Origin of the sequence: Pyxidicoccus fallax, assembly GCF_012933655.1 — a bacterium.
Classification (GTDB): domain Bacteria; phylum Myxococcota; class Myxococcia; order Myxococcales; family Myxococcaceae; genus Myxococcus; species Myxococcus fallax.
The window spans coordinates 1-13,023 of sequence record NZ_JABBJJ010000139.1 but is presented as its reverse complement, the minus strand read 5'-3'; the positions used below and the strand labels follow the sequence as shown (position 1 = coordinate 13,023).

The window sequence follows — 13,023 nt, the reverse complement described above, 5'->3', positions numbered from 1 at the left end:
TGGTCATGCGCCCAGCTTCATATTCGGACCACCCCTTCATGCGGCGGTCACTCCGGGACGAGGCCTTCTCGTCCCGAGCCGGGTAGAGTCGGGCGCCGTGAGTGAGAAGAAGCAGGGCGGGATGTCGCGATTCCCCGGGCTGGAGTCCTCCTCCGGAACAGGCCCGGACGCCGCGCTGGCGCGCCTGCGCGCGCTGGAGACGCTGGAGTCCGGCTACGAGGCCTGGCTGGAACTGAAGCTGGAGCACGCCGCCTTCCGCGCGCGCCTGCGCGAGGAGCGCGAGCGGTTGGACCAGCAGGGCTCGTTCCTCCTGGGCGCGGTGCGCGCGGCGGGGTTGGCTCCGGCGTCGACGCCAGCCGAGCAGGGGCCGGAGCCGGGACTTGTCGCCGCGGCGGCGCCGGACTTCCTGCGCGACGCCGAGGTGAAACTGGCGGCGGCCCGCGATGCGCTGGCACAGCGCGAGACAGAGGAGGAGGCCCGCTACACGGCGGCCTTCGCGGAGATTCGGGCCACGCTGCGCGATCGCGCTCAGCGCTACCTGAAAGCAAACCGCCCTCGACTGACGCTGCTCCTGCGCCGCGTCGGAGCAGAACGCTCCATCCTCCACCTGGAGCGCCTGTCGGGAGACACACCGGTGCTCCTGTGCTTCCTGCTGACGGGGAGTATCCCGTCGCGACACGGCTTCCTGCTCGATGACTCCACGGAGGACGTGTCGCTCCCGCCCGCGCCGCTATACCCCGATGAGGGCGTAACCCCCACCGACGTGCGCCCGGATGCCGCGGCCCTGGAAGGGCGAGTACGCGGGGCAGGGGAGGTAGTCCCGGTAAAGGGCTTCCTCCCCGTGTTCCTCCCGCGCCCCGGAGGAGGGGAGGACTTCTTCCGCCTCCTCCAGCGCGGCGCCGTGCTGGAGGCCGAAGTCGCGGAAGGACCCGCCTTCCGCAACATCCTCACCCGCGAAGAGGCGGAGCGCTTCGCGGGGCACCTGCTGCGCCTCAAGCTCCAGGGGCTCATCGACCTGGAACTCGAAGCCGGCTGAACGCGCTTCTCAGCGCGTCCGCACCACACCGACCTCGGCCGTGCCCGCCAGCAGCGCGCTGCCGAGGAACAGGTTGTCCGACTCCGCCCCGCCCATGCGCACCGCCTGGAAGATGACCAGGTACGTCTTGTTCGACTGGGGGAAGGCCTCGCCCGGAATCGTCACGCGGGCCTCGCGGTACGGCCCCGGCAGCCCCACGAGCTGGAGGAACTGCACCGGCGTCTTCGGCATGTTCGTGTACGTCGGCTCGCCCTTCGCACCGTCCGCGCTCAGCGGCACCACGGTGACGAAGCCCAGCGTGCGGTCCTCCCCGTTGGACACCGCCGCCCGGTCGAACGACAGCGCCGTGCGCGCGTTGATGCGCAGGAAGCCCTCGGGCGGGTGGAAGGCCTCGACCCGCTCCTGCACCGGCGCGTCGTCCACCTGGCCCACGTAGCGCGTCCCACCGCGCGTCGCGATGAACTGGTACGTCGCTCCGGACTGGTACGTCAGCTCCTCGTCGCCCACGCTGGTGCGGCTGTAGCTCCCAGCCCCGTCCTCCGTCAGCGGCGTGGTCTTCCCGTTCACCGGCTGCAGCGTGACGGTCGCCCCCGCCACGCCCGAAGGCTGCGAGTTCTCCCCATTCCGCGAGCCGAAGAACACCGCCGCCGCCGTCTGCGCGGGCAGCGAGATGACGTCACCCCCGTCCGGACCGCCAAAGGTCCCCGCGTCGTAGCCCGCCAGCGCCGAGCCCGACACATTCACTTCCGGCGTGGCCAGCAGGGTGCCGACCATCAGGTGGTCGGCGGCAATTTGATTGCCCGTCTTCTCCAGGTCGCAAGCCAGGGGAGCGAGGGAGGAAGCAGCAAGGGCCACGGACAGGAGGAGGCGTTTCATCGGCAATTCTTCCAGAGGTGCAACGGGACGCCCGAGCATAGCAGGCACTCGCCACAGGACACCCGCGACACACCCCGAACCGGGGTATCCTCCGGCCTCCCGTGCAAGGTCTCCGCGTCCACTCCGCCAGCCGACGCTTCCTCAAACGGCTCGGTGTCTCACTCCTGATGGCCGTCCTCTTCGGCTGCGTGCTGGGGCTGCTCGTCTACCTGCGCGCGCCCGGCCTCGCGGAGCCTCGGGACGAGTCCTCCGGCTGGGGACTCGCCGCCGCCTTCGACGGCGCCCAGGCCATCCTGGATGGCTGGGAGCGCGCCAGCTACGACTGGCGCGTGCGCGAGCTCGGTGAGCGCTCCGAGCGCCCCGACGAAGCCGTCGTCGTCGCCATCGACGACGAGACGCTCGCCGAGGCCCGCCAGGACGACCGCCCCGGTGTCGCCACCCAGCCCTGGCCCCGTCAGCTCGTGGGCGGCATGGTGAACCGGCTCACCCAGGAGGGCGCGCTGCTCGTCCTCGTGGACCTGCCGTTCCCCGAGCTCAGTCCCAGCGCCTGCGTGGATCCGAAGCTGTCCCCCCAGCCCCAGCTCGCTCCCAGCGATGACGCCGCCTTCCGCCAGCTGCTGGACCGCGAGCCGAACCGCGCGCTGCTCGCCTTCACCTGGGAGTCCCAGGGCCCGCGCGTGCTCCCGCCCGCCAGCCGCCTGTGGCCCTACCGCGTCAAGCTCGGCACCTACGCCACTCCGGCCGACGCGCGCACCCGCGTCCAGGCCGTGCTCGCCGTGCAGCGCCCCGCGTTCCTCATCCCCACCGGCAACCAGGTGGAGGTCTGGGGCGGTGCCACCGACGAGGCCGACGCCCGCGCGCTCGGCGGCCGGCTCGGTGTGGGCTCCGCCGCCATCGAGGAGCGCCGCGCCGCCGACGACGCCTACCGCGTCGGCCCCACGGACCTCTTCGTCGCCCTCTCCGAGGTGCAGGTGGAGGGACTGGATTCGTCGAAGCTCGTCGAGGTGCGCCACCTCCAGCACCCCGTGGCCCCGCTCCTGCGCGGCAGTGGCGGCTTCGGCGCCGTCAGCCTGCCGGCGGACCCGGACGGCGTGGTGCGCGCGATTCCGCACCTCGTGGCCTTCACCGTGCGAGGCCAGCGCCACGTGCTGCCGTCGCTGCCGCTCGCCGCGGCCATGCGCCTGGCCGGCACCACCCGGCTGCGCTACGCGGACGGCAAGCTGCACATCGGCGACGAGCACGCCATCCCCATGGATGCGTCGGGCTTCAGCCTCGTGCGCTGGAACGCGCCCACCGCCGGCCGCGGCTCGCGCGGCTCGCTGGCCCGCTCCATCCGCGCGTGGAACGTGCTCCTCAACGTCTTCGACGTGGCCGAGGAGCGCCCCGCGCGCTTCGACAATGATTTGGAAGGCCGCACCGTCGTCCTCACCCGCACGGCTGGAGACGGCGGCCACATGCATCGCACGCCCATTGGCGGCGAGACGCCCGGCGGCGCCATCCTCGGGCAGGCCCTGGCCAACATCCTCCGCTCGGACGGCATCACCCGCGCCACGCCGGACACGGACCTGATGCTCACCATGGGCCTGGCCTTCGTCGGCGCCTTCCTCGCCCTGTCGCTCAGCTTCCTCCTGCGCTCGGTGCGCGGCGCGGTGCTCTACGTCGGCATGCTCGTGGCGGCCGGCGCGGGCTACGCGGCGGCGGCCGCCTACGTCTTCATCGAGCAGCACCTGTGGATTGCCATGGCCGGCCCGCTGCTCGCCATGGTGGGCGCCTTCGGCGTCACCATCCTCTACGCCTTCAGCACCGAGCGCGAGGTGCGCGACTTCGTGCACAACGCGCTCGGCCGCTACGTCAGCCCCGAGGTGGCCCGGCTCGTCACCCGGGACTTGAACCTGATGCGCCCCGAGCGCCGCAACATGTCCGTGTACATCTGCGACATCGAGGGCTTCACCCGCCTGTCCGAGGGCATGGCCCCCGAGCAGCTCGTGGGCCTCTTCAACGAGTACCTCACGGAGATGACCGCGGTGGTGCGCTCCACGGCGGGGCAGGTGGACAAGTACATCGGCGACTCCGTCATGGCCTTCTGGGGCGCGCCCGTGCGCACGGACAGGCACGCGCACCTGGCCTGCGAGGCCGCGCTGAAGCTGCGCGCGGCGCTCGCCAGCCGGCAGGACGCCTGGGAGAAGAAGTACGGCCGCCGCCTGTCCTTCCGCGCCGGCATCGACACCGGCGAGGTGGTGGTGGGCGACATGGGCAGCGAGCTCAAGTCCAACTACACCGTGCTGGGCGACGCCGTCGGCCTCGCCGCGCGGCTCGAGTCCATCAACAAGGTGTACGGCACCTACGTGCTGGTGGGCGACGCCACCGCGAAGCTCGCCAGCGACGTCTACGTCTTCCGCGTGGTGGACCAGGTGCGCCTCAAGGGCCGGCCGCAGCCCGTGCGCGTCCACGAGCTCGTCGGCCGCCGCGGCGAAATCACCCCGCGCGCGCAGGAGCAGCTCTCCCTCTACGAGCAGGGCCTCACCGCGTACCACCAGCGCCGCTTCGCGGAGGCCCACGCCGCCTTCGAGCGCGTGGCCACCGACTTCCAGGATTCGGTGGCCGCCGTGTACGTGGCCCGCTGCGCGCGCTTCCTCGTCACCCCGCCGCCCGCGGACTGGGACGGCGTGCACGGCCTGGAGGAGTCAGGCCCCACCGCCGCCGCCGCGTGAGTCAGTCGTCGCCGGAGTCCGGCTGGCCGAAGAGCTCGCGCACCGGCGCGTCCTTCGCGATGTGCTCCTCCACCACGCGCTTCATCTTCTCCGGCGTCATCTCCGAGTAGTACACCTCGCCCGGCCAGCCCATCAGCTGGTAGTCCTCGGGCGACAGCGGGTCTTTCTTGCGGCCGGTGTCCTCGCGGACGACGACGTTGGGGCCCATGTGGCAGAAGCCGTAGCAGCCCCCGCGGTACAGCTCGCACCGGGGCACCAGCCCCCCGGCGCCCAGCGCGTCGCGCGCGGCGGCGTACACCGCGTCCGCGCCTCCGGCCTTGCAGCTCGAGCCCTTGCACACCGACAGGCGGTAACGCTTCATGGGAGGCACCACCCTACGGACTCGGCCGCGTCCGTGGAAGCAGACGAGTTCCCCGCGCGGGAGCCCGCCTGGACACCGCGCCGGCCCGCGCGCCGCCCGCCGTGACGCGTGGCACCAGGGCCACTGAAGAGGTTCAGCTTCATCACCCGCACCCCGAAAAGGCACCGGCCCGCCGTCCGCGTCGTGCGCGGAGGGCGGGCCGGGAATCCCGTGCCCTGGAGCCCCTACGGAGCCCAGGTGGCGGGTGGATCTACTTGAGGAACTTCGTCACCTGGATGGGGCCCTGCTGCGTCACCACCGTCTGGCCCTGGCCGCCGTGGCCGCCCACCTGCGCGCCCGGCGTCATCTTCCCGTGGCCGCCGTGGCCGTGGCCCGCGCCGATGTTGCCGTGCTGCGGCAGCTTCAGCTCCACCAGGCCCTCGCCGATGCGCGTGTGGGCCTCCTTGTGGGCGTGGTGCGGCTCCTCGGAGCCCTCACGCTTGTTCCACGGGTCCGACGGGTGCGACACCGCCGGCCCCTTCAGCAGCTTGGGAATGTCGTACACGAAGTTCTGCCGCGTGTACTCCGGCGGAGTGTGCATGTACGTGTCCATGCGGATGGCGTCCTTCGGGCACGCGTCCACGCACAGGCCGCACACGATGCAGCGCAGCTCGTCGATGACGAACTGGGTGGGGTACTTCTCGATGACGCGGGACTCGCCCTCGGCGGACGTCTCCTCGTACTCGCCCGCCTCGATGTAGATGCACTGCGCCGGGCAGATGGTGGCGCACATGTAGCAAGCCACGCAGCGCGGCTTGCCATCCTCGCGCGGCACCAGCCGGTGCAGCCCGCGGTAGCCCTCGGGGTAGATGGGCTTCTCCTCGGGGTACGCCACCGTCGTCATCAGGCTGGTGCCCGTGCGGTCCACCACCGACGTGTTGGTGTCGCGCGTGCCCCAGAGGTTGCGGAAGAAGTGCTTCGCGGTGATGGCCAGGCCGCGCAGCAGCTCCGGCACATACGCCCGCTCGCGGATGTCGGTGCGAGGGTCCTGGGTAACCTTGATGGCCATGTGGGTTGTCTCGATTCCGGGAGCTAGTGCGTGGAGGCGTGAGCCGCGCCGTGCGCCGGCAGCCCGTGGGCCGCGTGCGCGCCAGCGGGCAGCCCGTGCCCGTGGGTGTCATGGCCGCCGTGAGCGCCGCCGTGCGCCCCATGCGCACCGCCGGCCTCCGCCGATTCCTTCCGCGTCATCGTCAGCACCATCAGCACGCCAATCTCCAGGATGCCGACGATGGCCAGCGCCCGCAGGCTCGGGTCCCACAGCACCAGCGCGCCGCTGACGAACACGTTCGCCAGGCCCATGGGCAGGAGGATCTTCCAGCCCAGCGACTGAATCTGGTCATACCGGAAGCGGGGGAACGTCCAGCGGATGAGCAGCTGCACCCAGATGAGGAACACCACCTTCAGCCAGAACACCGTGCCCAGGATGGTGCCGAACAGCCACTGGTGCTCCTGCATGAGCGGCTGGCTCGCCAGCCACTCGCCGCCGAAGGGCAGGTGGTGGCCGCCGAAGAACAGCGCCGTCGTCACGCCGGCCAGCACCACGACCTCCACGAACTCGGAGATCATGAACAGGCCGAACTTCATGCCGGAGTACTCGACGAAGTAGCCGATGATTTCCGACTCGCCTTCCGGCAGGTCGAACGGGGCGCGCTTGGTCTCCGCGAAGGACGCGGCGAAGAAGCCCAGGAAGCCCAGCGGCTGGAGGATGATGCCCCACGCCGGCAGGCCCAGGTCGAACGCGCCGTCGGTGCGCCACAGGTACTGCGCCTGGCCGGTGCCCAGCCCCACCGCGTTGCCCAGCTCACCGACGATGGCCGGCAGCTGCACGGAGGAGAACGCGAGGAACAGGCCCACCAGCGACAGGCCCAGCGCCACCTCGTACGCAATCATCTGCGACGTGGCGCGCACGCCGCCCAGCAGCGCGAACTTGTTGTTGGACGCCCAGCCCGCCAGCGCCGTGCCGTACACGGCCAGCGAGGCGATGGCGAGCACGTACAGCATGCCGAAGTCCGGCGTGGCCACCACCATGTCCACCCGGTTGCCGAAGACGTTCACGGACGGGCCGGCCGGCACCACCGCGAACAGCGCGAACACCGGCGCGAAGGCGAGGATGGGGCCCAGGTTGAACATGAACCGGTTGGCCGCCGCCGGGACGAAGTCCTCCTTCGTCAGCATCTTGAGGACGTCGGTGAGGATGTGCGGCAGACCGCCCAGCGAGCGGTTCTTCAGGCCGGGCAGGCCGATGCGGGCCTTGTTGGGGCCCATGCGGTCCTGGATGAACGCCGACCACTTCCGCTCCGCCATGGTGAGGAGCGTGGCGATGATCATCACGAAGACGAGGATGAGGAAGAGGATGTTGGTCAGCCGGCTGGCGCCGGTGAACCAGTGCTCTTCCACGAGGCCGCCCACCAGGTACGCCGTGGCGACGCCACCGAAGATGGCGACGACGATGGTGACGAGGGCGGTGAGAATGGTCAGTACGCGGCTCATGGTCAGATACCCCTCACCCGAGGCGTACCGAACTCACGGTACCCCGGGGGACGCCCATCGGCGCCCGCAGGCAGCGGATTGATGCCCGGCTTCTCCCGGTCCGGCGGAGAGGCCTTGTCCCAGTTGAACTCGGCGAAGGCGGACACCTTGCCGGACAGCTCGCGCCACACGTCGCGCGCGGAGGCCCAGGCGGCCTCGCCGCCCAGCTCCCGCGTCAGCTCCGCGGCCCAGCGCCAGTGGGGCACCACGTCGCCCTTGGGCGGGTAGGCCTTGCGGAAGCGCTGGATGATGCCGTCCTGCTGCACGAAGGAACCCTCGTCCTCCACGTGGACGGAGGCCGGCATCAGCACCGTGGCCTGCGCCGTGACGGGCGTCTCGTTGAAGGCCTGCGCCACGAAGACGTCCAGCCGGCCCGCCGCCTGCGCGAAGGCCTCCGCGTCACCCGGCACCTCGGTGCCGATGGCGTACAGCGCCTTCACGCGGCCGGCGCCGATGGCGGACGACAGCGCGTCGAAGGACTCCAGCTTCAGCCCCAGGCCCTGGGCGATGAGCTCCAGGCCCTTGCGGTTGGGGTTCTTGTCCGCCGTCATCAGGTAGTGGTCCGCGGCGCCCTGCGGCCGGCCGCCCACGTACACGGTGGACACGCCCAGCGTGGCCTTCGCGAAGGTGAGGCCCGCCAGCAGGTCCTCGTTGGAGGCCACCGGCGACGCCAGCACCGCCAGCTGCGCGGTGCCCACCAGCGGCTTGAGCGCCTTGGCGGCGGCCTGCACCGCCTCCTTGCGCGTCACCACCGGCTCGCCTTCCGTGGCGGCCTTGCCGGCGCGGCGGCCCACCTGCGGCCGCAGCGCGCGCTCCAGGTTGAGGTCCTTGTACGAGAGCCGGCCCTGGTCGCACATCCAGCTCTTGTTGACGGCCTCGTTCTCGCGCGGGCGGTAGCGGTAGGTGTCCTGCGACATCCAGTCCGCGTAGGTGTTGCAGCCGCGCGAGCAGCCGGTGCACACCGACGGGGTGGCGGACAGGAACCACGAGCGCGCCTTGAAGCGGAAGTCGCGGCTGAGCAGCGCGCCCACCGGGCACACGTCCACGGTGTTCAGCGAGTAGTTGCTGTCCAGCTCGCTGCCGGGGAACACGTCGATGCGCTCGTGGCTGCCGCGGCCGAACACGCCCAGCTGCGGCTCCTTCGCCACCTCGTTCATCACGCGCACGCAGCGGGTGCACATGATGCAGCGCTCCTGGTCCAGCACCACGCGGGGCCCGAGCACCTTGCGCTTGTTCTTGAGAATCTTGCCGCCCTCCAGGCGCGAGGGGCGGTAGTCGTACTTCATGTAGTAGTCCTGCAGCTTGCACTCACCGGCCTGGTCGCAGATGGAGCAGTCGACCGGGTGGTTGAGCAGCAGGAACTCCATGACGGCGCGCTGCTGCTCCTTCACCTTGGGCGTCGTGGTCTTGATGACCACGCCCTCGGCGAGCGGCGTCTGGCACGCGGGCACCAGCTTGGGCGCGTTGGACGCCTCGATGAGGCAGATGCGGCAGTTGGCGGCGATGGAGAGCCGCGGGTGGTAGCAGTAGTAGGGAATCTCCGAGCCGACCAGCTTGGCCGCCTCGATCATGTTCGTCCCCGGCTTCACGACGACTTCCCTGCCGTCGATGGTGCAGGTGACGAACCCCGGGTTCTTCGGCGCCGGCTTGGGCGGCGGGCCCGGAGGAGGCGGCGGCTTGGGCGTGCCGGTGGGGCCGCTGTGCGCGGCGGGCGGCGTGTCCAGCTTCGCGCCCGCGGGCGGGTTGGAGGGCTCGGGGCCAATCTTCGCCGCGGGCGTGTCGGTGGGCGCACCCTTGGGGGGCGTCTGCGCATCACCGGTGGGCTTCTTGTTGTCGTTGTCGCTCACTGCTCGACCTCGCCGCCGATCATGTTGATCGTGTCGAAAGTGGGAATGAGGTCCGCCAGCATCTTGCCTTCGATGATGTGCGGCACCGCGGCCAGCACCGGGAAGCCGGGGGCGCGGACATGGACCTTGTACGGGCGGCCGCGGCCATCGCTCACGATGTACCAGCCCAGCTCGCCGTTGGACGCCTCGGTGGAGTCGTACACCTCGCCGGGGGGTACCTGGATGCCCTCCATCACCAGCTTGAAGTGCGACATCACGCCCTCGATGGTGCCGTACACCTCGGGCTTGGGCGGCAGCGCGATGCGCCAGTCATCCACGATGATGGGGCCGGCGGGGATGGTGTCCATGGCCTGGCGCAGGATGCGGATGGACTGGCGCATCTCCTCCAGGCGCACGAGGTAGCGGTCGTAGTTGTCGCCGTGCTCGCCCACCGGGATGTCGAAGTCGAACCGGTCGTAGACCCAGTACGGCTTCGTCTTGCGGATGTCGTAGTCCACGCCGCAGGCGCGCAGGGCGGGGCCCGTGTAGCCGAAGTCGATGGCGTCCTCGGCGTTGATGATGCCGGTGCCCTTGGTGCGGTCCACGAAGATGCGGTTGCGCGTCAGCAGCGCGTCCATCTCCGTGATGAGCTCCTCGCCGCGGTCCAGCGTCTTGCGCACCTTCTCAATCCAGCCCTCGGGCAGGTCGCGGTTGATGCCGCCCACGCGGCCGAAGCTGGTGGTGAGGCGCGCGCCGGTCAGCTCGGCGGTGCGGTCATGGAGCAGCTCGCGGAACTCCAGGCCGAGGAGGAACGGCTGGAAGCCGCCCATCTCCAGGCCGGTGGCGCCCACGCACGTCAGGTGGTCCGTCAGCCGGTGCAGCTCGGAGCCGATGACGCGGATGTACTGGGCGCGCTCGGGAATCTCCAGGCCGATGAGCTTCTCCACGGCGTTGAGGAACCCGAAGTTGTTCATCATCGCGGAGATGTAGTTGAGCCGGTCCGTATAGGGCAGGCACTGCGTCCACGTGACGTTCTCGCAGCTCTTCTGGAAGCCGCGGTGGAGGAAGCCAATCTCCGGGTCGATCTTGATGATGGTCTCGCCCTCGAGCTCCACCTTCAGCCGCACGGTGCCGTGCGTGGCCGGGTGCGAGGGGCCCATGTTGATGACCATCCGCTTGGTCTGGAGGTGGGCCTCCAGCTCCGACTCGTGGGCGTACGCGTCGGTGTCCGGGTTCGGGGCGTGGTCGGTGGGCTTGCCGTGGTCAGACATGATGTCCTCAGCGAATCAGGAGAGCCCGCTGGTACCGGGGCCGCGGAAGATGTCCTTGATGGGACGCTCGGGGATGAGCGGCTGCCGGTCGCGCAGGGCGTAGTCCTTGCGCAGGGGGTGACCCTGGAACTCCTCGTACAGGAGGATGCGCCGCAGGTCCGGATGGCCGTCGAAGCGGATGCCGTAGAAGTCCCAGGTGAGGCGCTCCCACCAGTTGGCGCCCTTGAACAGCGGCGTCAGGGTGGGGACCACGGGCTGGTTCTCGCTCACGCGCACCTTGAGGCGCACGTGCTCGTGCCGCTTGAGCGAGTAGAGGAAGTAGACGACCTCGAACCGCGGATCGCTTTCCGCCAGGTGCAGGCGGTCCACGGCGTCGATGGAGCCGAACAGCTTGAACTGAAGCTCCGGGTCGTTCTTCAGGAAGGCGGCGACCTTCGGAAGATGATCCGCGTGAATCACGGCCCAGGCGCCGCCGGTCCGGTCCACATAGCGCTCCACCACCGCCTCTGGGAGCTGGGCGGAGACCCTGTCCAACGCGAAAGTGCTCAAGGGGGACCCAATGACTGAAGGGAGAAGAATCCGCGGCTTTATAAGGACCACGGAAGGGGGGCGTCAACGTAAACCCTCAGCCATGTAGGCCACTTAGGAGGTCCAGAAGCCGCTGTTGGGTGGCCGGGAGCCAGGGGGGCCTCCCGGAGCCCGCCGGGCGGGAATGGATCAAGCGCCCGCACCGGCCGTGTCGGTCCGGGGCGTGCGGGGGACGGAAGGGGCGAAGGTCGTGACGGGCTGGCTCTTGCCGGGCACCTGGGAGCTGCCCGCCGGCTCCCACCGGAAGTCCCCCCCGGCGCGCTCCCGGGTCGTCTGGGAGACGAGGACCGGGACGCCAGCCCTCTTGGTCAGCCCCTCGATGCGGCTGGCCAGGTTCACCGTGTCGCCGATGGCGGTGTACTCCAGGCGGCGGCTGACGGAGCCGATGTTGCCCAGGATGACCGGGCCGGTGTGGAGGCCCACCCCCATGCGCAGCACGGGCTCCCCCCGGGCGGCGCGGTCGGCGTTGACGGCCTTCAGCTCGTCCACCATCTCCAGCGCGCACCGCACCCCGTGGGCGGCATGGTCCGGATCGTCCAGGGGGGCGCCGAAGTACACCATGAGCGCGTCCCCGATGAACTTGTCGAGCGTGCCCCCGTGGCGGAACACCACCTCCACCATGCGGCCGTAGTACTCGTTGAGCATGTCCACCACCCGCTCGGGGGGCAGCCGCTCGCTGAGGGCGGTGAAGTCCCGGATGTCCGCGAAGAGCACCGTCACCTCGCGCAGCTCCGGGGCGGGGGAGGCCTGGTGCTGGAGCCGCTCGGCCACCCAGGGGGAGAAGTAGCGGCCCAGCCGGGCGCGCTTGAGGGCCTCCTCGCTGACGGCGGCGGACAGGGCGCGGATGCGGTCCAAGAGGTGCCGGGCCCCCGTCGCCGCCACCCCCAGCACCACCACGGCGGCCACCTGGGCCCCCACGCCGATACCGGCCTCGTGCTGCAGCCGCACCTCGGCCACGGCCGCGATGAGCGTCACCACCACCGTCACCGAGGAGCGCAGGGACAGCGCGGCCAGGAGCACCAGCACGGCGAAGATACCCAGGGTGAAGCCCGCCACGCCTCCGGGTGAGGGCGACACGGGGATGGCCAGGTGCTGCAGCCAGTAGACGGCCGGGACGTCCACGAAGGCCAGCGTCAGCCCCGCCCACCGCGACGCCCGGGGGGCGAGGACCACCGTCACGGCCACCCCGGTGGTGAGGAGCCAGTACACGGCGAAGGTCTGGAGGTAGACCTCCCAGTCCGCCAGGCCCCGGAAGAGCCCCAGGTACGCGGACACGGCGAAGAGGACGGTGACGGCCACGAAGCGGATCCACGCCAGCTGCCGCGCGTTGCGCAGGCGCTCGGCCTCCAGGGCCCGGCTCACCGAGTCCTGGCTGCCCTCCGGCTGGATGGACCGCGCGCTCTCTCCCCCCGCGCCCGGCCCCGTGGGTAGGTCACTCAAGGGCCCTCATCTTGCACTGGCCCCGGAGGGCACGCACGTTTCGTGGAAGGTTGACGCCCCAGCGTAGCGGAACCGTTGCAATCGGTTGTAGAGACGCGGGCGCATGTCCGCCCCCTCTCTGTCCCACCCCCTGCGTTCCCTGTTGCTCCGGCTGCTGTGCGGCGCCGGGTGGGGGCTGGCGCTGTTCGCCGGGGAGTCGTGGCTGCTCCTGCGCTCCGGCGTGGTGGGCGTGGACATTCCGGTGGACGGCCCCTACGCGGCGCTGGCGGCGGCGGTGAAGCCCCTCCTGCCGGGCGTGCTGCTGCGGGTGGCGGCGGTGTACGCGGTGGCGGGGGCGGTGCTCGCG

10 protein-coding genes and 1 pseudogene are annotated in these 13,023 nt (G+C 70.6%); 3 read left to right on the top strand and 8 right to left on the bottom strand.

Going from position 1 to position 13,023, the window contains the following annotated elements; translation table 11 throughout:
- Positions 1-97 precede the first annotated feature (97 nt).
- Positions 98-1,036, top strand: a complete 939-nt coding sequence (locus HG543_RS27030) for a hypothetical protein (protein WP_169347752.1) — start codon at positions 98-100, stop codon at positions 1,034-1,036.
- A 9-nt stretch (positions 1,037-1,045) separates the two neighbouring features.
- Here HG543_RS27030 and HG543_RS27025 read toward each other — a convergent pair whose 3' ends face one another.
- Positions 1,046-1,912 carry a hypothetical protein gene (locus HG543_RS27025; protein ID WP_171818124.1) on the bottom strand — a complete coding sequence of 289 codons (867 nt, stop codon included), beginning with the start codon at positions 1,910-1,912 and terminating at the stop codon, positions 1,046-1,048.
- A gap of 167 nt (positions 1,913-2,079) precedes the next feature.
- Between HG543_RS27025 and HG543_RS27020 the strand changes: the two genes are divergently transcribed.
- A complete protein-coding gene (locus HG543_RS27020; protein ID WP_169347751.1) occupies positions 2,080-4,623 on the top strand; it encodes an adenylate/guanylate cyclase domain-containing protein in 2,544 nt (847 codons plus the stop codon).
- Between the two features lies 1 nt (position 4,624).
- On the opposite strand, the gene HG543_RS27015 is transcribed toward HG543_RS27020, so the two are convergent.
- From HG543_RS27015 to HG543_RS26985, 7 genes are all read right to left on the bottom strand, one after another.
- Positions 4,625-4,984, bottom strand: a complete 360-nt coding sequence (locus HG543_RS27015; protein WP_169347750.1) for a (2Fe-2S) ferredoxin domain-containing protein — start codon at positions 4,982-4,984, stop codon at positions 4,625-4,627.
- Between the two features lie 250 nt (positions 4,985-5,234).
- Positions 5,235-6,032 (bottom strand): NuoI/complex I 23 kDa subunit family protein, encoded by a 798-nt coding sequence (locus tag HG543_RS27010; RefSeq protein WP_169347749.1) that lies wholly within the window; start codon positions 6,030-6,032, stop codon positions 5,235-5,237.
- Between the two features lie 23 nt (positions 6,033-6,055).
- Positions 6,056-7,513, bottom strand: a complete 1,458-nt coding sequence (locus tag HG543_RS27005; RefSeq protein ID WP_169347748.1) for a complex I subunit 1/NuoH family protein — start codon at positions 7,511-7,513, stop codon at positions 6,056-6,058.
- Positions 7,514-7,515: 2 nt separating this feature from the next.
- Positions 7,516-9,399: a 2Fe-2S iron-sulfur cluster-binding protein gene (locus HG543_RS27000; protein WP_169347747.1), complete on the bottom strand. Its 1,884-nt coding sequence runs from the start codon at positions 9,397-9,399 to the stop codon at positions 7,516-7,518.
- Positions 9,396-10,649: an NADH dehydrogenase (quinone) subunit D gene (nuoD, locus tag HG543_RS26995; protein ID WP_169347746.1), complete on the bottom strand. Its 1,254-nt coding sequence runs from the start codon at positions 10,647-10,649 to the stop codon at positions 9,396-9,398. The genes HG543_RS27000 and nuoD overlap by 4 nt, the downstream gene beginning before the upstream one ends.
- A 15-nt stretch (positions 10,650-10,664) precedes the next feature.
- Positions 10,665-11,183: an NADH-quinone oxidoreductase subunit C gene (locus HG543_RS26990; RefSeq protein ID WP_169347771.1), complete on the bottom strand. Its 519-nt coding sequence runs from the start codon at positions 11,181-11,183 to the stop codon at positions 10,665-10,667.
- Between the two features lie 183 nt (positions 11,184-11,366).
- A complete protein-coding gene (locus HG543_RS26985) occupies positions 11,367-12,677 on the bottom strand; it encodes an adenylate/guanylate cyclase domain-containing protein (protein ID WP_211194195.1) in 1,311 nt (436 codons plus the stop codon).
- Between the two features lie 103 nt (positions 12,678-12,780).
- On the opposite strand from HG543_RS26985, the pseudogene HG543_RS26980 reads away from it, so the two are divergent.
- A pseudogene (locus HG543_RS26980) lies at positions 12,781-13,023 on the top strand (sulfatase-like hydrolase/transferase); the annotation flags it as partial.